The sequence below is a fragment of the Paracoccus sigandri genome (assembly GCF_003709565.1).
Taxonomy (GTDB): domain Bacteria; phylum Pseudomonadota; class Alphaproteobacteria; order Rhodobacterales; family Rhodobacteraceae; genus Paracoccus; species Paracoccus siganidrum.
The window spans coordinates 47,523-70,301 of record NZ_QNRC01000009.1; the positions used below are offsets into that span (position 1 = coordinate 47,523).

A 22,779-nucleotide genomic window follows, 5' to 3' on the forward strand; every position below is an offset into this window, starting at 1 on the left:
GCCGCCGCGCGGGTTGGGTCCCCAGCGCAAGGCACGATGGCAGCACAGAAACCAGGGGGAGGCGATGACGACCCAGCCCTATTGCGGACCGGGCGCCGCGCCGGACCAGCTGTGGAGCAGCTGGAACGGCGATCCGGTGCTTCTGGCCGGGCTGGCGCTGGCCGGGGGTGCGCTGCTGCACGCGCGGCGCGGCCCGGCCTCGACGCTGGCGCTGGCCGCGCTGGTGGTGGCCTTCGTGTCGCCGCTCTGCGCGCTGACCGTGTCGCTGTTTTCCGCCCGCGCCGCGCATCACCTGCTGCTGGCGGGCGTGGCGGCGCCGGCCCTGGCGCTGGCCCTGCCCATCGCGCGGCGCCTGCCCGCCAGCCTGTCCGCCGCCGCGCTGGCGCTGGCCATGCTGGGCTGGCACCTGCCCGGCCTCTACGACGCGGCCTGGCGCCATGACGCGGTCTACTGGGCGATGCAGGCGGCGCTGCTGCTGCCCGCCTGGGCCTTCTGGTCGGCGGTGCTGACGCGCCCGGCCGACGCGGCCGCAACCCTTGGCCACGCGCTGCTGGTCGCCGCGCTGGCCGGGGTCATGGGGCTTCTGGGGGCGGTGCTGACCTTCGCGCCCCAGCCGCTTTACCTGCAGCACCTGGGCGGGGCCGCAGACTGGGGCATCGGCGCGCTGGACGACCAGCGGCTGGCCGGGCTGATCCTGTGGGTGCCGGGCTTCCTGCCGATGGCGGCGCTGGGGCTCGCGCTGCTGCGGCGCGGGTGGCAGCGGGGCCTCGCGGCATGATCGCCGCGCTGAATGCGGTCCATGTCGCCGCGATGCTGTGCTGGTGCGCGGGGCTGATCGCCCTGCCGCTGATGCTGATCGCCTATGGCCATGCGCGGCGGCAGGTGCGCTATTCCGAGTTCCGGCTGCTGACCCATTACGGCTATGTGGGCTTCGCCACGCCCGCCGCCGTGATCGCCGTCGCCGCCGGCACCGCGCTGATTTTCGCGGCCGGGGTGTTCGACCTGTGGTTCGCCGCCAAGCTGGCCTTCGTCAGCGGCATGGCCCTGACCCATGCCTGGATCGGCCACCTGATCGAGCAATCCGGCGAGAAGCGCCACCTCCGCCCCCCGGCCCGTCCCGGCCACCGCGGCTATCGGATGCCCTGGCCGGCATTGGCGCTGGCCGCGGGAATGTCCTGCATGATCGCGGTTCTGTGGCTGGTTCTTGCGAAACCGGACCTGGGCTGGCTGCGCGACCATCTGCCCGGCTTCATGCTGACGCCAAGGGGTCAGCTGCCATGATCCCGCTGCGTCCCGATCCGATAGTCGAAGACCAGCTTGCCGCCGTGCCAGCCGGTCACGGCGGTCATGCCCGCCCCCAGCGCCGAGATCATGACGCCGAAGGGCAGCACCGCCCCCTGCGGGTCGGGCAGGCGAAAGCCCCAGTTCAGCCCCAGCACCGACAGCAGCGTCACCGCCAGGATGAAATGCGTCCAGCTGGGCGCGCGGATGCGGATGCCGGGCACGATCAGCAGCTCGACCGTGCCGGTGATCCCGGCCAGCACGCCCATGGCGAAGCCGATCCCCGCCGTCCACAGCGCCACGCGCGGCCAGAAGGCTTCGGCCGACCACCAGTACATCGCATCCGCGCCAAGCGTCAGGAAGGCCAGCGCGATCGGGAAGGCCACCATCATCGCGTGCAGCGGGTGCCCGGCGATGGCGATCTTCGATTCGGTGTCGTCGAAGGCGGCATGTTCCTCGATCGGGTCGGCCAGCCGGCGCCGCTGCGCCCAAGTCCGCTTCTGTCGCATCCGCATTTCCCCCTGCTGTCCTGGGGGAAGCCGCTTGCCCTGCTTTCGGTTCCGCTTCTGGCCGGTTGCGACGGCCCGCTGAGCGCGCTTTCCCCCGCCGGCCCCGCCGCGCGCGAGATCGCGCTGCTGTGGTGGGCGATGCTGATCGGGGCGGCGCTGATCACCGCCCTGGTGCTGGTGCTGGTCGCGCTGGCCCTGCGGCGCGGCGCGGGGGGCACCTCCGAGCGACGCTGGACGATCCACTGGGGGCTGGGCTTCACCATGACGGTGCTGGCGCTGCTGCTGGGCTTCGGGCTGTGGACGGGCGAGCGGATGATCTCGCGCGCCGACGACGCGCTGCGCGTCGAGGCCGAGGCGCGGCAATGGGGCTGGCGCTTCACCCAGCCCGGCCCCGGCGGCGAAAGCGTGACGACCGAAGGCATCCTCTATGTCCCGGCCGGCGCGCCCTTCGACATCGTGCTGCGCTCGGCCGACGTGATCCACAGCTTCTGGGTGCCGCAGCTGGGCGGCAAGATGGACGCCATTCCGGGGCACGAGAACATCCACCGCCTGCAGGCCGACGCGCCGGGCCGCCACGAGGGGCTTTGCGCCGAATTCTGCGGGCTGGGCCATGCCGCCATGCGCTTCGAGGTGGTGGTCTACGACCCGGACGGCCCGCCGCCCGATTTCGCCTCGGCCCCGCCGCCCGCCGCCACCGGAGAGGGGTCATGACCGACACCGCCCATCCCGATCGCGGCCCTGCCCGCGCGCCGGCCGAGCCGATTACCGAGGACGCGCTGCAGATCGCGCCGAACCCGCCGCGCAGAGCCCTGCCGCTGCATCGGGAGCTGGACCGCGTCTGGTCCGACCTGCCGGGCTGGCGGGGCTTCTTCGCCTCGGTCAATCACAGCACGCTGGGGCTGCGCTTCATGGCGACCTCCTTCGTGTTCTTCGCCATCGGCGGGCTGCTGGCGATGATGATCCGGGCGCAGCTGGCCACGCGCGGCGGCGCCTTCCTGGACACCGCGCTCTATAACCAGATCTTCACGATGCATGGCAGCATCATGATGTTCCTGTTCGCCATCCCCATGCTGGAGGGGCTGGCGCTGTGGCTGCTGCCGAAGATCCTGGGCAGCCGGGACATGGCCTTCCCGCGCCTGTCGGCCTTCGGCTACTGGTGCTATCTGCTGGGCGGGGCGATCATCGTGCTGTCGCTGCTGGCGGGCGTGGCGCCGGATGGCGGCTGGTTCATGTATGTGCCGCTGTCGGGCAAGACCCATACGCCGGGGATCAATGCCGATGTCTGGCTCTTGGGCGTCACCTTCGTGGAAATCTCGGCCATCGCGGCGGCGGTCGAGATTGTCGTCACCATCCTGCGCTGCCGCGCCGCCGGGATGCCGCTGACGAGGATGCCGCTGATGGGCTGGTACATGCTGGGCACCGCGGCGATGATGCTGGTGGGCTTTCCGCCGCTGATCCTCGGCTCGGTCCTGCTGGAGATCGAGCGCGCCTTCGGCTGGCCCTTCTTCGACGTGCTGCGCGGCGGCGATCCGCTGCTGTGGCAGCACCTGTTCTGGCTGTTCGGCCATCCCGAGGTCTATATCATCTTCCTGCCCGCCGCGGGGGTGCTGTCGACCATCATCCCGGTCTTCGCGCGCACGCGGATCCTGGGCTATGGCGCCATCGTCGCGGCGGTCCTGGGGCTGGTCTTTTTGTCCTTCGGGCTGTGGGTGCATCACATGTTCACCGTCGGCATCCCGCATATGGCGTTGGCCTTCTTCTCGGCCGCCTCGGTGCTGGTGGCGGTGCCGACGGCGGTGCAGGTCTTCGCCTGGATCGGCACCATGTGGGCGGGCCGGGTCGAGCTGCGCCTGCCGATGCTGCATGTCATGGGCTTCTTCGCGACCTTCGTGATGGGCGGGCTGACCGGGGTGATGCTGGCCATCGTGCCCTTCAACTGGCAGGCCCATGACACGGCCTTCGTCACCGCGCATCTGCATTACGTCCTGATCGGCGGCTTCGTCTTTCCGATGATGGCGGCGGTCAGCTACTGGATGCCGGTGATCTGCGGGCGCTGGCGGGTCCGCGCGCTGGGAGAGGCGGCGTTCTGGCTGATCCTGATCGGCTTCCACGGCACCTTCCTGCTGATGCACCTGACCGGGCTTCTGGGAATGCCGCGCCGGATCGACCGCTATCCCGGTAACCCGGAATGGGAATGGCTGAACCTGGTCTCCTCGGGCTTCGGCATGGTCATGGCGGCGGGCTTCGCGCTGTTCGCCTTCGACCTGGTGCTGCAATACCTGTTCGGCCGGCGCAGCCACCGCAACCCCTGGGGGGCGCCGACGCTGGACTGGGCGATGGCCCTGCCCGCGCCCTCCTACAACTTCGCCTCGCTGCCGGGGCCGGGGCGCGACCATGCCGATGCGCTGCTGTCGCTGGCCGGGGGCGAGGGGCTGCTGCCCGGCGCGCCCCGCGGCCAGCGCGAGATCCTGGTGGTCGAGCCCGGCTCGGGCCGGCCGGAACATGTCGCGGTGCTGCCCGGCAACACGCTGCTGCCGCTGGCCACGGCGCTGGCGGTGGGCAGCTTCTTCGCGCTGATGCTGGCCGGGCTCTACTGGCTGACGCCGCTGTCGATGGCGGCGGTGCTGTGGACGGGCTGGCAATGGGGGCACCTGATGGGCACCGACCGCGCCCATCCCCCGGTCCGGGTCGCGCCCGGTCTGGAACTGCCGCTGCATTGGCAGGTCCGCCCGACGCTTGCCTGGCAGGGAACGGTCGCGCTGCTGGTCGCCGATGGCGCGCTCTATGTCTCGCTGCTGTTCGGGGTCGGCTTTCTGGGCGTGGTGGCGCCGATGTGGCCGGCGCCGGACAGCGGGCTGGGCCTGGGCGCGGCGCTGCTGGCGGGCCTGGCGCTGCTGTCCATGGCGGCCGGATCGCTGGCCGCGCGCCGGGCCGAGGCGCGCCGCGACCGCCCCGCCGCCGCCCGCCTGGCGCTGAGCGGCCTGCTGGCGGCGGTGCTGGCGCTGGCCTGCCTGGCCGGGCTGGCCGCGCTGCTGGACGATCCGGCGCGCCATGCCCGCGACGCGCTGCGGGCGGTGACGCTGGGGCTGGCGGGCTTTCACGGCATCGTCGCGCTGATGCTGGCGCTGCGCAGCCTGGCGGATGCGCGGCAGGGCCGGCTGGGCACGGGGCGGCGCGGCGCGATTCCCGCCTGGCGGCTGTTCCAGGACTTCTGGCTGGCGACATCGGTGCTGTCGGTCGGGCTGGTCCTGCTGCAGGAGGCCGGCTGATGGGCGGACTTGCGCGGATGCTGGCCGGGCCGGTCCTGTGGGCGGTGCTGTTCTCGGCCGTCTATGCGCTGCACGGGCTGGGCTGCGAATGGGGCTGGCAGGCCCGGCCGACGCCGCTTGGGCCGCTGCATCCGCTGGCGATGCGGCTTCTGTGGCTGGCCGGGCTGGCGGGGCATCTTGCGCTGATCCTCGGCAATCATGGGACGGGTAGGCGCGGCGCCGCGCTGGTCCGGGCGGGCAACTGGATCGGCTTCACCTCCAGCCTCGTGACCCTGTTTCCGCTGGTCGCGACATCCAGCTGCGCGGCGGGTTGACCGGCCCAAGAACCGGCCAGAGAGGGGTGGAAGCCCGCGACGGGTCTGCTATCCTCGGCCCCGCCCCAAGGACCGTAAACCGATATGACGACAGAACCCGCCATGGCGGCAGAGGGACGGCGCGGCCAGCGGCAGATGTCGCTGACGCCCGAGCTGGTCGCCCTGACCCTGCGGCCCGAGCCCGACCTGGGCCCCGAACCCGGCTGGACCCCGCTGACCGAAGCGGAACTGGACGAGCTGTCCCGCCGCGTCGAGGCCGAATGCGGGGACGGGCCGCTGTGGCTGTTCGCCTATGGGTCGCTGATCTGGAAGCCGGATTTCGACGCCACCGACCATCGCCGCGCCAGCGCCTTCGGCTGGCACCGCTCGTTCTGCCTGAAGATGAACCGCTGGCGCGGCTCGCCCCGGCAATACGGGCTGATGATGGCGCTGGAGCGCGGCGGGCGCTGCGACGGCGTGATCTATCGCCTGCCCGACCGGGATCGCCTGGCGCAGATCCGCCGCGTGCTTTTCCGGGAAATCCGCTTTCACCAGAATATAGGCATGCTGCGCTGGATCCCGGTCCGGACCGAGACGGGCCATGCCCGCGCGCTGGTCTTCTGGGCCGGCCCGAAAGGGGATCGCATCGCCAGCCGGATGCCGCTGGATCAGGTGGCCCATGTGCTGGCCCGCGCCTGCGGCCCGGCGGGGTCCTGCGCGGAATACCTGTTCAACACCGTCCAGCATCTGCGCGAATTCGGCATCCACGATCGCAACCTGTGGCGCCTTCAGGACCTGGTCGCGCAGGAGATCCGCGCGTTGCACCGCCCCTCCTGCATGGCCGCGGGCGGCTGACGGTTCCGCGCGGCGCCGGATGCAGGCGGTGGTTTCGCGCCGGACGGCTTGCGCGTGCCCGCCGTTGGGCGTATCGGACGCCCTGGGCGGCCCCGACGCGGCGGCAGCCCAGATGCTTCGCCGCCGGATCGCCGGCAATTTGCGAATGATGTGAGGACGATGCATTCAGCAAGGCGCGGGGTTTCCCGCGCGGCATTCTGCAAGGACGTTCCACTTTCCCGGCCAGCCTTCGCCAGCCCTTTCCCCTGTTCGCGTGCGGCCTTTCGCCGCGCCCCTATCGGAAGGACTGCGGATGAACATTCGCCCGGATGACAATGGCCAGCATGGCGCGCAGCCCGATGCCGCGGATTGCCTGTTTTCCTTCGACGGCCCCGGCGGGGCGATCGCCGGCCACGGCCCGGCGCGGGCCATCGAGCGCGGCCCCGCCGCCACGCTGGAGGACCGGCTGGCCCGCGCGATGGGCAACGAGGCCGCCCGGCAGGGCGCGGTGATCGGCGGCGCGCTGCCCTTCGACAAGCAGGATCATGACTGCCTGTGGCAGGCGGTCTCGCTGTCCTTCGCGCCGGCGCGCGCGGGCGGCGCAGGACCGGAGGCGGAACCCGCGCTGCCCGCCATCCGCGCGCTGCGCCCCGAACCCCCGGCGACGGATTTCGCCGATGCCGTGGCCCGCGCGCTGCGGATCATGGGCGAGGAGGCCGGCGGCCCGGACGCGCTGGCCAAGATCGTGCTGTCGCGCAGCCTGGCCATCGAGGCCGAAAGCCCCCTGCCCCTGCCCGCCATCCTTTCGCGGCTGGCCCGGGACCGCAGCGTCACCACCTTCCGCACCCGCCTGCCCGGCGGTCCCGATCATGCGCTGGTCGGCGCCACGCCCGAGCTGCTGCTGCGCAAGTCGGGCGACCGGATCGCCTCGCACCCGCTGGCGGGCTCGGCCCGGCGCAGCCCCGATCCGGCCCAGGACCGCGCCGCCGCCGAGGCGCTGTCGCGCTCGGACAAGGACCGGCGCGAACATCGGCTGGTGGTGGAATACATCCTCGACTTGCTGGCGCCCTTCTGCCGCGATCTGACCTGCCCCGAGGGCACCAGGCTGACCCATACCCGCGGCATGTGGCACCTGGGCACGCGGATCGAGGGGCAACTCAACGACGACACCATCCCCGCGGTGCTGCTGGCCGCAGGGCTGCATCCGACGCCGGCGGTCTGCGGCCTGCCGGTCGCCCGCGCGGCGGCGCTGATCAGGGCGCTGGAGCCGGTCCCGCGCGGCTTCTATGCCGGGGCGGCGGGCTGGTGCGACGCGCGCGGCGACGGCGCCTGGTTCGTGGCGATCCGCTGCGCCGAGATCCGCGGCGCCTTCGCGCGGCTGCATGCCGGGGCGGGGATCGTGCCCGGCTCGGCCCCGATGGCCGAGGCGGCCGAGACCGGCGCCAAGTTCGGCGCCCTGCTGGCCGCGCTGGGTTTGCCGCGGGATGCCGGAATGGCCGGCGTGGACATGCCCGGATAACGACGACAGACGAAGGTGACACCGATGGCCCTGCCGAAGATCCCCGCCTATGCGCTGCCCGAAGCGCCCCTGCCGCCCTCGCGCGCGCCCTGGCAGCTGCAAGGCGACCGCGCGGCGCTGCTGGTCCATGACATGCAGCGCTATTTCTGCGCCGCCTTCCCGGACGGCTCTGCGCCGCTGGCCCCGGCCACCCGCAATATCGCGCGGCTGATCGCGGCGGCGCGGGCGGCGGGGATGCCGGTCTTCTATACCGCGCAGCGCGGCGACCAGTTCCGCCCCGACCGGGGCCTGCAGGCCGACCTGTGGGGACCGGGGATGAGCGCCCTGCCCGAGCACGAGGAGATCCTGCCCGAACTGGCCCCGGCGCCGGGCGATCATGTGCTGGTGAAGCATCGCTACAGCGCCTTCCAGCGCTCGAACCTGGATCACCTGATGCGCGCGCGCGGCCGCGACCAGCTGATCGTGACCGGGATCTATGCCCATATCGGCTGTCTCGCCACCGCCGCCGAGGCCTTCCAGCGCGACATCCAGCCCTTCGCCATCGCCGATGCCCAGGCCGATTTCAGCCGCGCGAAACATGACATGGCGATGGAATGGATCGCCGGCTGCTGCGGTGTCGTCGCGACGACCGAGCAAGCGCTGAAGATCATTCGAAAATAAGGGGTAACGGTATGAATCTGACAGGCTTTCAAGACCGCCTGGCCATCGTGACGGGCGCCGCGGGCGGGATCGGGCAGGCCATCGTCGCCGCGCTGCACGCGGCCGGCGCCCGCGTCGTCGCGACCGACATGCCCGAGGCGCTGGAGCAGGCCGGCGTCGCGGATGCCGAGAACCTGGTCTGGCGCCCGCTGGACGTGCGCGACGGCGCGTCCGATGCGCTGGTCGCCGAGGCCGAGGCGCGGTTCGGCCCGCTGATGCTGGGCGTCCATGCGGCCGGGATCGTCTCGACCCTGCCGCTGCTGGACAGCCCGGCCGAGGAATGGGATCGCGTCATGGGCATCAACGCGGGCGGGGTCTTCAACGTCGCGACCGCCTTCGGCCGGGCGATGCGGCGGCATGGCAAGGGCGGCGCGATCGTCGTGGTCGGCTCGAACGCGGCGGGGATTCCGCGCATGAACATGGGCGTCTACGCGGCCTCGAAGGCGGCGGCGACGATGCTGACCCGCTGCCTGGGGCTGGAGCTGGCCCAGCACGGCATCCGCTGCAACATCGTCGCCCCCGGCTCGACCCTGACGCCGATGCAGACCGGCATGTGGCAGGACGGGAACGGCGCGGCGCGGGTCATCGCCGGCGACGGGCCCAGCTTCCGCACCGGCATCCCGCTTGGCAAGCTGGCCAGTCCCGAGGATATCGCCGCCTCGGTCATGTATCTGCTGTCGGAACAGGCCGGCCATGTCACCATGGCCGACATCTATGTCGATGGCGGCGCGACCCTGCGCGCCTGAGCCGCGCCGCTATCCCCCGGCGTGACGGCGGCGCTGGCGCAGGAAGGCGGCGACCGCGACCAGCCAGAGCACCGCCAGCGCGAACCATGTCAGCGCATAGCCCAGGTGGCTGTTGCGGAAATGGACCACCGTCAGCCCGCCGACGGGCAATGCCTGCGGATCGGGCCCCGCCGCCGCGTCCAGGAACCAGGGCGCGACCGGCCCCAGGTCCTGCGCGGCAGCGATGGCGGCGGTGTCGCGCGAATACCAGCGCCCGGCCTCGGGGTCGTTGCGGCGCAGGAAGGCGCCCTCCGGCTGGCTGAGACGCAGAAGCCCCTGGACCGTCGCGGCCCCCCGCGGCGGCGGCCAGTCGGCGGGATCGCGGCGATCCAAGGGCACGAAGCCGCGATTGACCAGGGCGCGCCAGCCGTCCTCGGCCTGAAACGGCGTCATCACCCAGAAGCCCGCGCCGCGATCCGTGACCGCCTGTACCAGCGTATCGCCGCCCGGCAGATAGCGCCCCGACAGCGTGACGCGGCGGTATTCGTCGCGGTCGCGATCCAGCCCCGGCCATTCGGCGGGTCCCGGCGCGGGCTGCGGTTCGGCCTGCAGCCGCGCCTCGACCCGCGCGATCAGGTCGGTCTTCCAGGCCAGCCGCTGGACCTGCCAGAGGCCCAGCCCCACGAAGCCGGCAAGAACCGCCAGCACCGCCAGCCCGGCCGCCGCGCGCGCGAAAGCGGAAGGGGAAGGGGAACGCCCCGCCCCCGTCCCGCCCGCGCCGCCGGTCACGATCCGAAGCCCTGCAGGTCGTGGTTCATCTGCGGCATCATGTTGGTGTTCAGGTGATACATGACCCACAGCGAGCCGGCCAGCATGATGACCACGACGATGACCGTGAAGATGGTGGACAACAGCGTCCAGCCCTGCTCTTGCCGGCCGTTCATGTGCAAGAAGAAGACCATGTGGACCAGGATCTGGGCGATGGCGAAGCCCATCACCAGCAGCGCGGTCAGGGTGCGGTTCTCGAACCCGCCGGCCATGACCAGGCCGAAGGGGATCGCGGTCAGGATCACCGACAGCACGAAGCCCTTGAGATAGGAGGCATGGCTGCCGTGGTCCTGGTCCGAATGGTCGTCATGCGGATGCGCGTGTTCGGCGGACATCAGATCATCCCCAGCAGATAGACGAAGGTGAAGACGCCGATCCAGATGACGTCGAGGAAATGCCAGAACATCGACAGGCAGGCCATGCGCCGCCGGTTGGCCGCGATCAGCCCCTTCTGGGTGATCTGCACCATCAGCGTCACCAGCCAGATCGAGCCGAAGGCGACATGCAGCCCATGGGTGCCGACCAGCGCGAAGAAGGCCGACAGGAAGCCCGAACGGTGCGGCCCGGCGCCCAGATGGATCAGGTGGCGGAACTCGTAGATCTCGATGGCCAGGAAGCACAGGCCGAAGAACAGCGTCACCGCCAGCCAGCGCAGCGTGCCGCGCTGGTCGCCCCGGCCCATAGCCAGCATCGCGAAGCCGAAGGTGATCGAGGAGAACAGCAGCATCGCCGTGTTCAGCGCGATCAGGTTCAGGTCGAACAGGTCCTTGGGCCCCGGCCCCGCCGCATAGTTCGCGCCCAGGACGCCATAGACGGCGAAGAGGACGGCGAACATCAGGCAGTCGCTCATCAGGTAGATCCAGAAGCCCAGGCTGGTCGAGGCGCCCTCTTCATGGTGATGCGGCTCGGTGTCCCAGAACTTTCCGGGCGGAACGGCGGTTGCGGTCATGCTCATGGCTCAGGCCCCCTGCGCCAATGCGCGACTGCGGGCATCCTCGACCGCGCGGACCTGCTCGGCGGGGATGTGATAGTCGCGGTTGTAGTTGAAGCTATGGGCGATCGAGACGGCGAGAATGGCCAGGAAGCCGAGCGCCGCCAGCCACCAGATGTACCAGACCAGCGCCAGGCCGCAGATCGTCGACAGGGCAGCCAGGACCACCCCGGCGCCGGTGTTCCGCGGCATGTGGATCGGCAGGAAGCCCGCGGCATCGGGCCGGGTGGCGCCGGCCTTCTTCATCTCCCACCAGGCGTCCAGCCCGTGGACGACCGGCGAAAAGGCGAAGTTGTAATCCGGCGGCGGCGAGGAGGTCGCCCATTCCAGCGTGCGCCCGTCCCAGGGATCGCCGGTCACGTCGCGGTTCAGCTGGCGTTTGCGGATCGAGACGGCGAACTGCACGAACATCGCGGCGATGCCGATGGCGATCAGCACCGCGCCAAGCGCGGCGATGGCGAACCAGATCCGCAGGTCGGGATCGTCGAAGACCCGCAGCCGCCGCGTCACGCCCATCAGGCCCAGCACGTAAAGCGGCATGAAGGCGAACCAGAAGCCGACGACCCAGAACCAGAACGAGACCTTGCCCCAGAACACGTCCAGCTTGTAGCCGAACGCCTTGGGCCACCAGAAATTGATCGCGGCAAAGCAGCCGAACAGCACGCCGCCGATGATGACGTTATGGAAATGCGCGACCAGGAACAGCGAGTTGTGCAGCACGAAATCGGCAGGCGGCACCGCCAGCAGCACGCCGGTCATGCCGCCGACGGTGAAGGTCAGCATGAAGGCCACGGTCCACATCATCGGCAGCTCGAACCGGATGCGGCCGCCATACATGGTGAACAGCCAGTTGAAGAGCTTCGCCCCCGTCGGGATCGAGATGATCATCGTCGTGATCCCGAAGAACGAGTTCACCGAGGCGCCCGAGCCCATGGTGAAGAAATGATGCAGCCAGACCAGATAGGACAGGATGGTGATGCAGACCGTCGCATAGACCATCGAGGAATAGCCGAACAGCCGCTTGCCCGAGAAGGTCGAGGTGACTTCGGAAAACACCCCGAACAGCGGCAGGATCAGGATATAGACCTCGGGATGGCCCCAGATCCAGATGAGGTTGATATACATCATCGGATTGCCGCCAAGGTCGTTGGTGAAGAAATTCGTGCCGACATAGCGGTCCAGCGTCAGCAGGACCAGCGTCGCGGTCAGCACCGGGAAGGAGGCGACGATCAGGATGTTGGTGCAGAGCGAGGTCCAGGTGAAGACCGGCATCCGCATCATGGTCATGCCCGGCGCGCGCATCTTGACGATGGTCACCACCAGGTTGATCCCCGACAGCGTCGTCCCCACGCCCGCGACCTGCAGCCCCCAGATGTAATAGTCCACCCCGACCCAGGGGCTGTAGCCGATGCCCGACAGCGGCGGGAAGGCCAGCCAGCCGGTCTGCGCGAACTCTCCCACGAACAGCGAGACCATGACGATCACCGCCCCGCCCGCCGTCATCCAGAACGAGAAGTTGTTCAGGAACGGGAAGGACACGTCGCGGGCGCCGATCTGCAGGGGCACGACATAGTTCATCAGCCCGGTGACGAAGGGCATCGCCACGAAGAAGATCATGATGACGCCATGGGCCGTGAAGATCTGGTCGTAGTGATGGCTGTTCAGATAGCCCTCGGAGCCGCCGAAGGCCCAGACCTGCTGCAGCCGCATCATCACCGCGTCGGCGAATCCGCGCACCAGCATGACCAGCGCCAGGATGATGTACATGATGCCGATCTTCTTGTGATCGACGCTCGTGAACCATTCCCGCCACAGCCAGCCCCACAGCCGATAGCGGGTCAGCGCCGCCAGCAGCCCGATCCCGCCAAGCGCCACGACCACGAAGGTCGCCCAGACGATCGGGTCATGCGGGATGGCGTCCCAGTTCAGGCGTCCCAGAAGAAAGGTCGTTTCGTTCGAAGCTGTTGCCATGTCCTCGTCCGATCAGAGATTGTGCCCGTCGCCGCCGCGGGCCTTGGCGGCCATCGGGTTGGCGAGGGTGATTTCGCTTGTCGCGGCCCTGCCGAACAGGCCGGCGGGCGGCTCCATGCCGCGGCCGCGCAGGGGGGCGGGATCCGCAAGGCTGCGCGCCTCGACCGAGGCATTGCCGAACATCAGCGCGGAATCCTCGGGCGTGCAGAAGGACAGGACCTGGAACGGCTCCCATCCCAGGACCGGGGCGCGGGTGCCGCGGCGCTTGAACTTGTCATAGGTCAGCGCGGCCATGTTCATGGTGCCCGCCAGCCCGGCGCCGCCCTCGGCATCCACGGCCATCATCTCGGCCATGCACATCTTGCCCTCCTCGACGCACATGTTGACGATGCGCGGGAACAGGTGCGGATCGACCTGCGCGAAGCCCATCGGGGCGACGTTCTGGCTGGGCGCCTCAAGCTCCAGATAGCGGGCGCGGTCCAGCATCTCGCCGCCGGCGCGCAGGGTCTGGACCCAGTCGTCGAAGCCCGCATCGTCGGTGGCATGGGCCGCGAAATGCATCCCCGAAAAGCCCGCCCCCGAATAATGCGAGGCGATGCCCTTGTAGCCGCCCGGCTGGTTCATGACGCCGTGCAGCGTCGTCTCCATCCCCGGCATGGCATAGATCATCCCCGCCATGGCCGGGATGTAGAAGGCATTCATCACCGAGGAGGAGGTCAGCCGGAACTCGACCGGGCGGTCCACCGGCAGGGTCAGCTCATTGACCGAGGCGACGCCCTGCTGCGGATAGATGAACAGCCATTTCCAGTCCAGCGCGACGACCTCGACCCTCAAAACCTCGTGATCCTCGGTCACTTCCTGCCCCGGCGCGACCCGGCTCAGCGGCCGGTAGGGGTCCAGCAGATGCGTGCCCACCCAGGTCAGCGCGCCAAGCGAGACGACGATCAACAGCGGCGCGGACCAGATCAGCAGTTCCAGCTTGGTCGAATGGTCCCAGTCGGGCATGTAGCGCGCCTGGTGGTTCTTCGCCCTGTATTTCCACGCGAAAAAGGCGGTCATCGCCATCACCGGAACGATGATGACCAGCATCAGCAGGGTCGAGATCACCAGCAGGTCGCGCTGCTGGGCGGCGACGTCCCCTGCGGGGGCCAGCACCTCGGCCTTGCACCCGGCAAGCAGGACAAGAACTGAAAGCCACCCGAGTCGCCCCGGTTTTGCCATGTGTTTCATTGATTTATCCGCGTTCCTGTTCCATGGGCGCCAATCGCGAAGCCGACAGGACACCCCGGCAAGTAGGGGATTCGTTAATCCGCCGGGCCGCCGGGGAATATGCGTCGTTTTGTCATATGCCCTGTCCGCGCCTCTCGGGTCAGGACATCAGGACGCCGCCGATGCGCCCCGTCCAGCGGGCTTTCGGCACGGTTCTGGACCAGATCGGGGTCGCTTTCATGTCAGGCCATTCCATCTCCGCGCCGGGTGCGGGCCGCGGTTCCGCGAAATCCGGCAACGACGCCAGCCACAGCGTTTCCCCCTCGGACATCGCCGTGGGGGTCATCATCGGGCGGACATCCGAGTTCTTCGACTTCTTCGTCTTCGCCATCGCCTCGGTGATCGTCTTCCCGCAGCGGATCTTTCCCTTCCTGGACCCGCTGACCGGGACGCTCTGTTCCTTCGCGCTGCTGGCGCTGGCCTTCGTCGCCCGCCCGATCGGCAGCCTCATCTTCATGAACATCGACCGCCGCCACGGCCGGGTGGCCAAGCTGACCACGGCGCTGTTCCTGATGGGCACCGCCACCGTCGCCATGGGCCTGGTCCCCAGCCACGAGACGGCGGGCATCTGGGCCGCGGTCATCCTGGCGGTGTTGCGCATCGGCCAGGGCCTGGCGCTTGGCGGGGCCTGGGACGGGATGCCCGCGCTTCTGGCGCTGAACGCGCCGGCCGGGCGGCGCGGGCGCTATGCGATGGTGCCGCAGCTGGGCGCGCCGATCGGGCTGATCGTCGCCAGCCTGCTCTTCGCCTATCTGATCGCCAGCCTGACGGCCGAGGATTTCCTGTCCTGGGGCTGGCGCTATCCCTTCTTCGTGGCCTTCGCGGTCAACGTGGTCGCGCTTTTCGCGCGGCTGCGGATCGTCGCCACCGACGAATTCGCCCAGCTCTACGAATCCCGCGAATTGCAGCCGACCCGCATCCGCACGACCCTGCGGCAGGACGGCCGGACCATCCTGCTGGGCATCTTCGTGCCGCTGGCGACCTTCGCGATGTTCCACATGGTGACGGTCTATCCGCTGTCCTGGATCTTCCTCTATACCGACGAGACGATGCTGCGCTTCCTGGTGATCGAGGCCGTGGCCGCCTGTTTCGGCATCCTGGCCGTGCTGGCCTCGGGCTGGCTGGCCGACCGTTTCGGCCGACAGCGGCTGCTGTTCTGGACGGCGCTGATGATCGGCGGATTCGCGATCCTGGCGCCCTTGCTGCTGTCGGCGGGCCATGGCGGCGAGATCGTCTACATGCTCAGCGGGTTCACCATCCTGGGGCTCAGCTTCGGCCAGTCCTCGGGCGCGGTCGGCTCGCTGTTCGAGCCGCGCAACCGCTATACCGGCTCGGCCATCGTGTCGGATCTGTCCTGGATGTTCGGCGCCGGCTTTGCGCCCCTGACGGCGCTGGTGCTGTCGACATGGCTGGGCCTGCCGGCCGCCGGGCTCTACCTGCTGTCGGGGGCGGTCTGCTCGGTCGTGGCGATCTGGCTGGCGGGGCGGCTGGACTTCAGGACCGGCGCCTGAGCCGGTCCCTCGTTTCGCCCCCCGTCAATCCGTCCCCGCATCGCGCGGGGCATAGATGTGGTCGCGCGTGAAGGGATAGTCGGCATGGGCGCCGGCCATGCCCGAGGGCGCGTCGGGAGCGTCCGGCCGGGTCATCAGGATCTGATAGAGCGAGGTCCAGTTCTCCTCGAAGGCCAGGGCGCAACCGGCCAGATACAGGCGGAAGGCGCGCAGGGTCCGGGCGGCGCGCTCGCGGTCGCTGCCGCGGCGCAGGACCTCCTCGGCCTCGGCCAGATGCGCCTCCAGCCCGTCCGACCAGGCCCAGAGCGTGCGCGCATAATGCGGGCGCAGGTTCTCGGTATCGACCATCTCCATCCCGGCCTGCGACAGCAGCCGGATCGCGTGGCTGACATGGACCAGCTCGCCGCCGGGGAAGATGAACTTCTCGATGAAATCGCCCAAGCCCCCGCCGACGATGGCCTCGTCCAGCCCGGTCAGGGTGATGCCGTGGTTCAGCGCCAACCCGCCCGGACGCAGCAGATCAAGCAGGGTGCGGAAATAGGCCGGCAGGTTGGCGCGGCCCACATGCTCGAACATGCCGACCGAGGCCAGCTTGTCGAAGGGCTGATCGGGCCGCAGGTCGCGATAGTCGCAAAGCTGGATACGGACCCGCCCCGACAGGCCCTTGCGGTCGATCATGCGCGAGACGTGGTCGAACTGGTTGCGCGACAGGGTGATGCCGATCGCATCGACCCCGTAATGTTCGGCCGCGTGGAACAGAAGCCCGCCCCAGCCCGCGCCGATATCCACGAAACGCTCGCCCGGCCGCAGGTCCAGCTTGCGGCAAATATGGTCCAGCTTGGCCAGCTGCGCCTGGGCCAGGTCCATGTCGGGATCGCGGAAATAGGCGCAGGAATAGACCCGCAGCGGGTCCAGCCAGATGGCATAGAAATCGTCCGAGATGTCATAGTGGAAGCGGATCTGCTCGGCATCCTTGCTGCGGCTGTGATGCAGGATCGAGCCGATGCTCCACCACAGGCGCTGCCAGGGCCGGGGCCGGATCGCCTGCCCGTCATCGGGCACCAGCGCCGCCACGACCCGCATCAGGTCGCGCATCCCGCCGCGGATCTCGACCCGGCCATGCACGATCTCGGCGGCCAAGGCGCCCAGGTCGCCCCGCGCCAGCGTGCCAAGCGCGGCGGTCTCGCGGAATTCGATCTCGGCCGGCGCCTGCGCGGCGCCCAGCACCTTGCCCGAGGGCAGCCGCACCCGCAGCGGCGCGGGCAGCCGCCCCAGCTTGGATGCGATGATCTGGTCAACAGCCGACATGAAACACCTCATGCTTGCAAGTTGGACGTGACGCGAATTGCGGCTGCGACAGGTCATGCATGGCTGCTGCCGGCGCGGCAATTCGTCGATGCAATCGGAACCAGTGCCTCATGATGAAGGGCTTGGATCGGCAAAGGCAACCCGTCCGCCCGCCGATCGGGTTTGCAGATGATGCATTTTGGCCGCATCGGCACGGATACGCTCATCATCGGGCGGGCGCGCCGGTCGCCCGTGGCGAACTGGGTGATTGACGCGGCCGGGGCCGCGATGTCTGTTGCGCAGGCAAGGGCGGACCAGCGCCGCACAAGGAGGACAGATCGCATGGCCGAGCGGAAAAGCATCTATGATTTCGGGCTGGATCCCAATCCGGCGAATTTCGTGCAGCTTTCGCCGCTGTCCTTCATCGCCCGCACGGCCGAGGTCTATCCCGACCTGCCCGCCGTGGTCTACGGCGATGTCCGCCGCGACTGGGCCGAAACCTATCGGCGCACGCGGGCGATGGCCTCGGCGCTGGCGCGGCGCGGGGTCGGGCGCGGCGACACGGTCTCGGTCATCGCCGCCAACATCCCCGAGATGTTCGAGCTGCATTTCGCCGTGCCGATGACGCAGGCGGTGCTGAACACGATCAACACGCGGCTGGACGCCGAGACGATCGCCTTCATCCTCAACCATGCCGAGGCGGGCGTGCTGTTCGTCGATCCCGAATTCGCCGAGCTGGCCGAGCGCGCCGTGCGCATCGCCCACCGGCCCGACCTGCTGGTCGTCGACATCCAGGATCCCGGCTTCCAGGACGCCCGCCGCATCGGCCGCGCCACCTATGACGAATTGCTGGCCGAGGGCGACCCGGATTTCGCCTGGTCCCTGCCCGACAGCGAATGGGACGCGATCAGCCTGAACTATACCTCGGGCACGACGGGCGATCCGAAGGGCGTCGTCTATCACCATCGCGGCGCGGCGCTGAACGCGCTGACCAACATCCTGACCTGGGACATGGGCCAGCACGCGCGCTATCTGTGGACGCTGCCGATGTTCCACTGCAACGGCTGGTGCTTTCCCTGGACCATCGCGGCCAATGCCGGGCTGTGCGTCTGCCTGCGCGCGGTCCGGGCCGAGCCGATCTTCCAGCTGATCCGGGACGAGAAGGTGACGCATTTCTGCGGCGCTCCGATCGTTCTGAACATGCTGGTCCATGCCCCTGACGAGCTTAAGGATTTCAGCCACGAGGTGAAGGTGATGACCGCCGGGGCGCCGCCCCCCGCCGCCGTCATCGCCAGGATGGAGGCGATGGGCGTCGAGGTCACGCAGGTCTACGGCCTGACCGAGACCTACGGCCCCTCGGTCGTCAGCGCCTGGCAGCCGAAATGGGAAGGCATCGCGGGCGAGGAACGCGCCCGGCTGAAGGCGCGGCAGGGCGTGCGCTACCTGGCGCTGGAGGGGCTGATGGTCGCCGATCCCGACACGATGCAGCCGGTGCCCCCGGACGGCCGGACCATCGGCGAGATCTTCATGCGCGGCAACGTGGTGATGAAGGGCTATGTGAAGAACCCCAGCGCAACCGAAAGGGCGTTCCGCGGCGGCTGGTTCGCCTCGGGCGACCTGGCGGTGATGCATCCCGACGGCTATGTCGAGATCAAGGACCGCTCGAAGGACATCATCATCTCGGGCGGCGAGAACATCTCCTCGGTCGAGGTCGAGGACGTGCTGTATCGCCATCCCGCGATCATGGAGGCCGCCGTCGTCGCCCGCCCGGACGAGACCTGGGGCGAGACGCCCTGCGCCTTCGTCACGCCCAAACCCGGCGAGGCGCTGTCCGAGGAGGAGGTGATCGCCTTCTGCCGCGCCAACATGGCCCGCTTCAAGGTGCCGAAGACCGTGGTCTTCACCGACCTGCCCAAGACCTCGACCGGCAAGGTGCAGAAATTCCTGTTGCGCGACCGCGCCCGCGAGCTGGGCGAGAAGGCCTGAGAGGGCGGCGGCGGGCGCCGCCCCCTTCGTTCAGCCGATATGGTCATGGGTCGGCACGACCTTCGCATAGGCGAAGGCCAGGGCCGACATCAGCGTCGCATGGGCCTGCTCGGCGGGCACCCTGGTATCGCCGAATTCCAGATCGCAGGTCGCGCAGGCGTCATGGACGACCGTCACCTCATAACCCAGGTCGGCGGCCGCGCGGGCGGTGGCGTCGATGCACATGTGGCTCATCGCGCCGACGATCACCACCTGGCCGACGCCGGCTTCCTCCAGCACCTGTTTCAGCGCGCTTTCCCGGAAGGAATTGGGGAAATGCTTGGTGACGATCGCCTCGCCCTGCAGCGGCGCGACGTCGGGGATGATCTCGGCCCCCTCGGACCCGGCGGCGAAGAACGGCGCGTCGGGGCCGGTGAATTCATGGCGGACATGGACGACCGGCTCGCCCCGGTTGCGGCTGGCCTCGATGACGCGGGCGGCATTGGCCACCGCCGCGTCGATGCCGCTCAGCGGCATCCTTCCCGTGCCCAGATAGTCTCGTTGCAGATCGACCACGATGGTCGCGCGTTTGCTCATGCGCCCTTCTCCCTTTCGATGACGAAGCCCCCGTTCCTTCCTGCCCCAGGGGCAGGCCGCTTGCCAACTGACAAAATCGGCACAGGCGGGCGGGGCCGCGCGAAAGGCTATCCGGCCGGGGCGTCGCCGGTATCGACCTCGACCACCACCGACAGGCCGGGGGCTAGGTACTGCGCCATCTCCTGCCCAGGATCGATCGAGATCCGCACCGGCAGGCGCTGCGCGATCTTGGTGAAGTTGCCGGTCGCGTTGTTGCCCGCCAGCAGGCTGTATTCCGAGGCCGTGGCGGGCGAGAAGGACTGGACCCGGCCGGTGAAGGCGCGGCCCTGCAGCGCATCGACGGTGAAACGCACCCTTTCGCCTTCGCGCAGCCCGTGCAGCCCGGTTTCCTTGAAATTCGCGATGATCCAGACATCGCTGCCGACATGGGAAACCAGCCCTGTGCCCGCCGCGACATATTGCCCGACCCGGACCGAGATCTGGCCCAGCCGCCCGTCGGCGGGGGCGCGGATCGCGGTATTGTCCAGGTCGATCCGGGCCAGCTGGACGGCGGCCTCGGCACCGGCGATCTCGGCCTTGCGGGCGGACAGGGCCACGCGGGCGGAATTGATGGTCTCGCGCTGCACATCCAGCCGGGACTGCGCCTGGGTGACGGCGGCCTGCGCCTGCTGCAGCGCGGTTTCGGACTGATCGGCGGCGCTTTGCGAGGCGACGCCCCGGTCGCGCAGCTGCGCCGCCCGGTCGCGGCTGGCGCGGGCGGTCGCAAGCGCGGATCGCGCGGCTCTCAGCGCCGCCTCGTCGGCGCGCGCCCCGGCCTCGGCCGAGACGACATCCTGCTGCGCCACCTCCAGCGCGGCGCGGGCGCCGGCCAGCCCGGCCTCGGCCTGCGCCAGTCTCTGGCGGAAGATCCGGTCGTCGAGGCGGGCGATCACCTGGCCCTCGCGGACGCTCTGGAAATCCGCGACCTCGACGGCACTGACATGGCCCGACAGCTGCGGCGCGATGGTGGTGACATTGCCGCGGATATAGGCGTTCTCGGTCGTGGGCTGGGAAGGCGCGAAGGGCGGCAAATGCCAGGCGAAAAGCAGCAGCAGCACGCCCGCGATGCCGATTACGGCGGCGATGATGGTGGGAAGAAGGTTCTGTCTGGTCATGGTCGGATATCCGTTTGCGCCGCCCCGCCGCGCACCGCCAGCCAGTCGCGCAGGACATGGATCAGCAATGCGCAGGCGGCCAGCGCGGCGACGAGGAAGGTCAGGAAATAGGCGTCGTTATAGGCCATGACCCATGACTGGGTCGCGGCCTCCTGCGCGATGCGGGCAAGGCCTTCGGCCTTCAGCGCCGCGGGATCGGCGATCCCGGCCGCCAGCCCCGCCATCCGCGCCGCGATCGCGGCCGAGGTGGTGGCGCTGGTCGCGGTCAGCTGCTCGGCCAGCATCTGGTAATGCGCGGCCTGCCGGTCGTTTATCAGCGTGGTGAACAGGCCCGCCCCCAGCACGCCGCCGATGCTCTGGGTCGAGATGAAGACGATCACGAAGGACAGGATGTATTGCGGCCCCCGGCGCAGCGCCGAGATCAGCCCCGCCATCATGGCGGGCGGCAGGAACAGCATCCCCGCGAAGCCGATCATCGCCTGGCTCAGCACCATCTGATGGGGGCGCGTGTCCGGCGTCGCCTGGCTGTCCATCAGCGCGCCCGCCGCGATCAGGATCAGCGCGGCAAGGTGCAGCCAGGGCTCGCGTCCCGGCTTCATCCAGGCGATGCAGGCCAAGCCGCCAAGGACGCTGGCCATGACGATGATGGTAAACAGCGTCACCATCTGCGAGGGCGCCACGCCAAGCGCCGCGAACATGCGCGGGGCGCCGGTGCTCTGTTCCGACAGGATCAGCCGGAACAGCAGCAGGGCGCCGGTCAGGTGCAGCATGGCGGGGCTGACCAGCCAGCGGATGTCCAGGATCGGCGCCTTGCGGTTCAGCTCGATCATCACCGCGCCGGCCAGCGCGGCCGCCGCCCCCGCCATCAGCCAGCCGATCCAGGGCGCGTCGCTCCAGAAATGGATCGGCCCCATGACGAAGCCGATGGTCAGCCCGGCAAAGCCGAAGGCGATCAGCGCGAAACTGGCGAAATCCAGCGGCTGGATGACCTTCTGATGCGGCACCGGCCGCAGCGGCAGCAGGAAGACCAGCGCCAGCGATACCATCGCCAGCCCCAGCGACACCAGGTGCAGCCATGTCAGCCCGCCGTCCCCGATCAGCGCCGGAGAGACGACGCGGGCCAGCATGGGTCCGGTCATCAGCGCCGTCATCGCCGCGGGCAGGCCCAGCCGCATCTTGCCGTCCTGCGACAGCGGCTCCAGCATGTACATGAAGGCCAGCGTCGACAGCGGCGCCGAGGCCGCGCCCGACAGGAACTGCACCACCACCGCCGAGCGCAGGTCGCTGACCCAGACCGAGGCGAAGGCCACCGCGACATAGGCGACGATCCCGATCTCGGCAAAGCGGCGCAGGCCGAACTGGGTGCGGATCTTGATCAGCATCAGCGGCAGCGCGGCGCGGGGGATCATGTAGGCGGCCATCAGCCAGCTGGCCTCGGTCGTGGTGATGCCCAGATCGCCCGCGAATTGCGGGATATTCGCCGAAACGAAACCCTGCCCCAGCCCCTGCGACAGGCCCAGCACCACCGCCGCCGACATATAGGCCAGCGCCTGCGGCACGGGCAGCGGCGGCGGGGGTGGGGGCATGGCAGGGGCTTCGGCGGGCGCGCTCATTTTCCCGACAGCCTCGCGATGTTGCCGGCGATCCGCCGCAGCGTGTCGCGGGTCCGCCGCAGATCCTCGGCCTCGATCCCCTCAACCACGTCGGAACGCAGCTGGCGCCCGAAGGCGATGATCCCGCTGTCGCGCCCGCGCGGGGTCAGGAACAGCGCGTTCTTGCGGGCGTCGCCCTCCATCGGGCGGCGGGTGACGAAGCCGTCGGCCTCCAGCCCGTCCAGCAGCCGTTTCAGCGTCGGCGCCTCAATGTCCAGTTCAGTGGCGAGTTCTGCCTGAGAGGCGCCCTCGATCCGGGAAAGGGCCGAGATCACCCGCGCGCGCGACATGGTCAGCCCCATGCCGCGCGCGCGGTCGTCGTAATGGCGGCGCAGGACGCGCATCGCGTCCAGCAAGGCGTCGATCGTGCCCTGATCGCGGGGCATGGGGTTATTCCTTAGCTTGCTAACAAATTTCATTAGCTA

General features: G+C 69.4%; 22 protein-coding genes. 11 read left to right on the forward strand and 11 right to left on the reverse strand.

From position 1 onward, the window contains the following. Nucleotides 1-64 precede the first annotated feature (64 nt). Complete coding sequence (locus tag C9E82_RS10245; protein WP_119900771.1) at nucleotides 65-778, forward strand: cytochrome c oxidase assembly protein; 714 nt, start codon at nucleotides 65-67, stop codon at nucleotides 776-778. Next, the gene (locus tag C9E82_RS10250; protein WP_119900770.1) at nucleotides 775-1,281 is read left to right on the forward strand and encodes a CopD family protein; all 507 of its coding nucleotides are present in this window, start codon (nucleotides 775-777) and stop codon (nucleotides 1,279-1,281) included. Before C9E82_RS10245 ends, C9E82_RS10250 begins: the two co-directional genes overlap by 4 nt. Here C9E82_RS10250 and C9E82_RS10255 read toward each other — a convergent pair. Further along, nucleotides 1,269-1,790 carry a DUF2231 domain-containing protein gene (locus C9E82_RS10255; protein ID WP_119900775.1) on the reverse strand — a complete coding sequence of 174 codons (522 nt, stop codon included), beginning with the start codon at nucleotides 1,788-1,790 and terminating at the stop codon, nucleotides 1,269-1,271. The two genes, C9E82_RS10250 and C9E82_RS10255, sit on opposite strands and share 13 nt — an antisense overlap. Between C9E82_RS10255 and C9E82_RS10260 the strand changes: the two genes are divergently transcribed. The 7 genes from C9E82_RS10260 (at nucleotide 1,731) to C9E82_RS10290 (ending at nucleotide 9,150) form a co-directional block, all read left to right on the forward strand. Then, the gene (locus C9E82_RS10260; protein WP_119900774.1) at nucleotides 1,731-2,501 is read left to right on the forward strand and encodes a cytochrome c oxidase subunit II; all 771 of its coding nucleotides are present in this window, start codon (nucleotides 1,731-1,733) and stop codon (nucleotides 2,499-2,501) included. The genes C9E82_RS10255 and C9E82_RS10260 overlap by 60 nt on opposite strands. Next, nucleotides 2,498-5,059, forward strand: a complete 2,562-nt coding sequence (ctaD, locus tag C9E82_RS10265; RefSeq protein WP_119900769.1) for a cytochrome c oxidase subunit I — start codon at nucleotides 2,498-2,500, stop codon at nucleotides 5,057-5,059. The genes C9E82_RS10260 and ctaD overlap by 4 nt, the downstream gene beginning before the upstream one ends. Next, a complete protein-coding gene (locus tag C9E82_RS10270; RefSeq protein WP_119900768.1) occupies nucleotides 5,059-5,373 on the forward strand; it encodes a hypothetical protein in 315 nt (104 codons plus the stop codon). Before ctaD ends, C9E82_RS10270 begins: the two co-directional genes overlap by 1 nt. 84 nt (nucleotides 5,374-5,457) lie before the next feature. Then, nucleotides 5,458-6,207: a gamma-glutamylcyclotransferase gene (locus C9E82_RS10275; RefSeq protein ID WP_205962229.1), complete on the forward strand. Its 750-nt coding sequence runs from the start codon at nucleotides 5,458-5,460 to the stop codon at nucleotides 6,205-6,207. A gap of 292 nt (nucleotides 6,208-6,499) precedes the next feature. After that, nucleotides 6,500-7,705, forward strand: a complete 1,206-nt coding sequence (locus tag C9E82_RS10280; protein WP_119900767.1) for an isochorismate synthase — start codon at nucleotides 6,500-6,502, stop codon at nucleotides 7,703-7,705. A gap of 24 nt (nucleotides 7,706-7,729) precedes the next feature. Then, on the forward strand, nucleotides 7,730-8,365 hold the full coding sequence (locus C9E82_RS10285) for an isochorismatase family protein (protein WP_119900766.1): 636 nt from the start codon (nucleotides 7,730-7,732) through the stop codon (nucleotides 8,363-8,365). Between the two features lie 11 nt (nucleotides 8,366-8,376). Next, a complete protein-coding gene (locus C9E82_RS10290; protein ID WP_119900765.1) occupies nucleotides 8,377-9,150 on the forward strand; it encodes an SDR family oxidoreductase in 774 nt (257 codons plus the stop codon). A gap of 9 nt (nucleotides 9,151-9,159) precedes the next feature. On the opposite strand, the gene C9E82_RS10295 is transcribed toward C9E82_RS10290, so the two are convergent. From C9E82_RS10295 to cyoA, 5 genes are read right to left on the reverse strand one after another with little or no spacing between them, the layout of a single operon-like run. Continuing rightward, on the reverse strand, nucleotides 9,160-9,918 hold the full coding sequence (locus C9E82_RS10295; RefSeq protein WP_122449258.1) for an SURF1 family protein: 759 nt from the start codon (nucleotides 9,916-9,918) through the stop codon (nucleotides 9,160-9,162). Further along, entirely contained in the window at nucleotides 9,915-10,292 is a 378-nt protein-coding gene (gene cyoD, locus C9E82_RS10300) for a cytochrome o ubiquinol oxidase subunit IV (protein ID WP_122449259.1), read from the reverse strand. Before cyoD ends, C9E82_RS10295 begins: the two co-directional genes overlap by 4 nt. Continuing rightward, entirely contained in the window at nucleotides 10,292-10,912 is a 621-nt protein-coding gene (gene cyoC, locus C9E82_RS10305) for a cytochrome o ubiquinol oxidase subunit III (RefSeq protein WP_119900702.1), read from the reverse strand. The genes cyoD and cyoC overlap by 1 nt, the downstream gene beginning before the upstream one ends. Nucleotides 10,913-10,915: 3 nt before the next feature. Then, on the reverse strand, nucleotides 10,916-12,919 hold the full coding sequence (gene cyoB / locus C9E82_RS10310) for a cytochrome o ubiquinol oxidase subunit I (protein ID WP_119900703.1): 2,004 nt from the start codon (nucleotides 12,917-12,919) through the stop codon (nucleotides 10,916-10,918). Between the two features lie 12 nt (nucleotides 12,920-12,931). Next, nucleotides 12,932-14,149: a ubiquinol oxidase subunit II gene (cyoA, locus tag C9E82_RS10315; protein WP_119900704.1), complete on the reverse strand. Its 1,218-nt coding sequence runs from the start codon at nucleotides 14,147-14,149 to the stop codon at nucleotides 12,932-12,934. A gap of 218 nt (nucleotides 14,150-14,367) precedes the next feature. Between cyoA and C9E82_RS10320 the strand changes: the two genes are divergently transcribed. Then, complete coding sequence (locus tag C9E82_RS10320) at nucleotides 14,368-15,699, forward strand: MFS transporter (protein WP_119900709.1); 1,332 nt, start codon at nucleotides 14,368-14,370, stop codon at nucleotides 15,697-15,699. 24 nt (nucleotides 15,700-15,723) lie between these two features. Here C9E82_RS10320 and C9E82_RS10325 read toward each other — a convergent pair whose 3' ends face one another. After that, nucleotides 15,724-17,007, reverse strand: a complete 1,284-nt coding sequence (locus C9E82_RS10325; RefSeq protein ID WP_119900705.1) for a class I SAM-dependent methyltransferase — start codon at nucleotides 17,005-17,007, stop codon at nucleotides 15,724-15,726. A gap of 321 nt (nucleotides 17,008-17,328) precedes the next feature. Between C9E82_RS10325 and C9E82_RS10330 the strand changes: the two genes are divergently transcribed. Beyond that, nucleotides 17,329-18,972, forward strand: a complete 1,644-nt coding sequence (locus tag C9E82_RS10330; RefSeq protein WP_119900706.1) for an acyl-CoA synthetase — start codon at nucleotides 17,329-17,331, stop codon at nucleotides 18,970-18,972. A 30-nt stretch (nucleotides 18,973-19,002) separates the two neighbouring features. Here the strand turns inward: C9E82_RS10330 and C9E82_RS10335 are convergent, their stop codons facing one another. The 4 genes from C9E82_RS10335 to C9E82_RS10350 form a co-directional block, all read right to left on the reverse strand. Beyond that, nucleotides 19,003-19,548, reverse strand: coding sequence for a cysteine hydrolase family protein (locus C9E82_RS10335; RefSeq protein ID WP_119900707.1), 546 nt, complete (start codon nucleotides 19,546-19,548; stop codon nucleotides 19,003-19,005). 107 nt (nucleotides 19,549-19,655) lie between these two features. Next, the gene (locus tag C9E82_RS10340; protein WP_119900708.1) at nucleotides 19,656-20,702 is read right to left on the reverse strand and encodes an HlyD family secretion protein; all 1,047 of its coding nucleotides are present in this window, start codon (nucleotides 20,700-20,702) and stop codon (nucleotides 19,656-19,658) included. Beyond that, on the reverse strand, nucleotides 20,699-22,288 hold the full coding sequence (locus C9E82_RS10345) for an efflux MFS transporter permease (protein ID WP_244936014.1): 1,590 nt from the start codon (nucleotides 22,286-22,288) through the stop codon (nucleotides 20,699-20,701). The genes C9E82_RS10340 and C9E82_RS10345 overlap by 4 nt, the downstream gene beginning before the upstream one ends. 23 nt (nucleotides 22,289-22,311) lie before the next feature. After that, nucleotides 22,312-22,740 carry a MarR family winged helix-turn-helix transcriptional regulator gene (locus C9E82_RS10350; RefSeq protein ID WP_119900745.1) on the reverse strand — a complete coding sequence of 143 codons (429 nt, stop codon included), beginning with the start codon at nucleotides 22,738-22,740 and terminating at the stop codon, nucleotides 22,312-22,314. Nucleotides 22,741-22,779 lie beyond the last annotated feature (39 nt).

Excerpts from the sequence above, each read along its gene's own strand:
- C9E82_RS10245 (WP_119900771.1), top strand. The coding sequence starts at position 65 with ATGACGACCCAGCCCTATTGCGGACCGGGCGCCGCGCCGGACCAGCTG.
- C9E82_RS10250 (WP_119900770.1), top strand. The coding sequence starts at position 775 with ATGATCGCCGCGCTGAATGCGGTCCATGTCGCCGCGATGCTGTGCTGG.
- C9E82_RS10260 (WP_119900774.1), top strand. The coding sequence starts at position 1,731 with ATGTTCCTCGATCGGGTCGGCCAGCCGGCGCCGCTGCGCCCAAGTCCG.
- C9E82_RS10255 (WP_119900775.1), bottom strand. The coding sequence starts at position 1,790 with ATGCGACAGAAGCGGACTTGGGCGCAGCGGCGCCGGCTGGCCGACCCG.
- ctaD (WP_119900769.1), top strand. The coding sequence starts at position 2,498 with ATGACCGACACCGCCCATCCCGATCGCGGCCCTGCCCGCGCGCCGGCC.
- C9E82_RS10270 (WP_119900768.1), top strand. The coding sequence starts at position 5,059 with ATGGGCGGACTTGCGCGGATGCTGGCCGGGCCGGTCCTGTGGGCGGTG.
- C9E82_RS10275 (WP_205962229.1), top strand. The coding sequence starts at position 5,458 with ATGACGACAGAACCCGCCATGGCGGCAGAGGGACGGCGCGGCCAGCGG.
- C9E82_RS10280 (WP_119900767.1), top strand. The coding sequence starts at position 6,500 with ATGAACATTCGCCCGGATGACAATGGCCAGCATGGCGCGCAGCCCGAT.
- C9E82_RS10285 (WP_119900766.1), top strand. The coding sequence starts at position 7,730 with ATGGCCCTGCCGAAGATCCCCGCCTATGCGCTGCCCGAAGCGCCCCTG.
- C9E82_RS10290 (WP_119900765.1), top strand. The coding sequence starts at position 8,377 with ATGAATCTGACAGGCTTTCAAGACCGCCTGGCCATCGTGACGGGCGCC.
- cyoD (WP_122449259.1), bottom strand. The coding sequence starts at position 10,292 with ATGTCCGCCGAACACGCGCATCCGCATGACGACCATTCGGACCAGGAC.
- cyoC (WP_119900702.1), bottom strand. The coding sequence starts at position 10,912 with ATGAGCATGACCGCAACCGCCGTTCCGCCCGGAAAGTTCTGGGACACC.
- cyoB (WP_119900703.1), bottom strand. The coding sequence starts at position 12,919 with ATGGCAACAGCTTCGAACGAAACGACCTTTCTTCTGGGACGCCTGAAC.
- cyoA (WP_119900704.1), bottom strand. The coding sequence starts at position 14,149 with ATGAAACACATGGCAAAACCGGGGCGACTCGGGTGGCTTTCAGTTCTT.
- C9E82_RS10320 (WP_119900709.1), top strand. The coding sequence starts at position 14,368 with ATGTCAGGCCATTCCATCTCCGCGCCGGGTGCGGGCCGCGGTTCCGCG.
- C9E82_RS10325 (WP_119900705.1), bottom strand. The coding sequence starts at position 17,007 with ATGTCGGCTGTTGACCAGATCATCGCATCCAAGCTGGGGCGGCTGCCC.
- C9E82_RS10330 (WP_119900706.1), top strand. The coding sequence starts at position 17,329 with ATGGCCGAGCGGAAAAGCATCTATGATTTCGGGCTGGATCCCAATCCG.
- C9E82_RS10335 (WP_119900707.1), bottom strand. The coding sequence starts at position 19,548 with ATGAGCAAACGCGCGACCATCGTGGTCGATCTGCAACGAGACTATCTG.
- C9E82_RS10340 (WP_119900708.1), bottom strand. The coding sequence starts at position 20,702 with ATGACCAGACAGAACCTTCTTCCCACCATCATCGCCGCCGTAATCGGC.
- C9E82_RS10345 (WP_244936014.1), bottom strand. The coding sequence starts at position 22,288 with ATGCCCCCACCCCCGCCGCCGCTGCCCGTGCCGCAGGCGCTGGCCTAT.
- C9E82_RS10350 (WP_119900745.1), bottom strand. The coding sequence starts at position 22,740 with ATGCCCCGCGATCAGGGCACGATCGACGCCTTGCTGGACGCGATGCGC.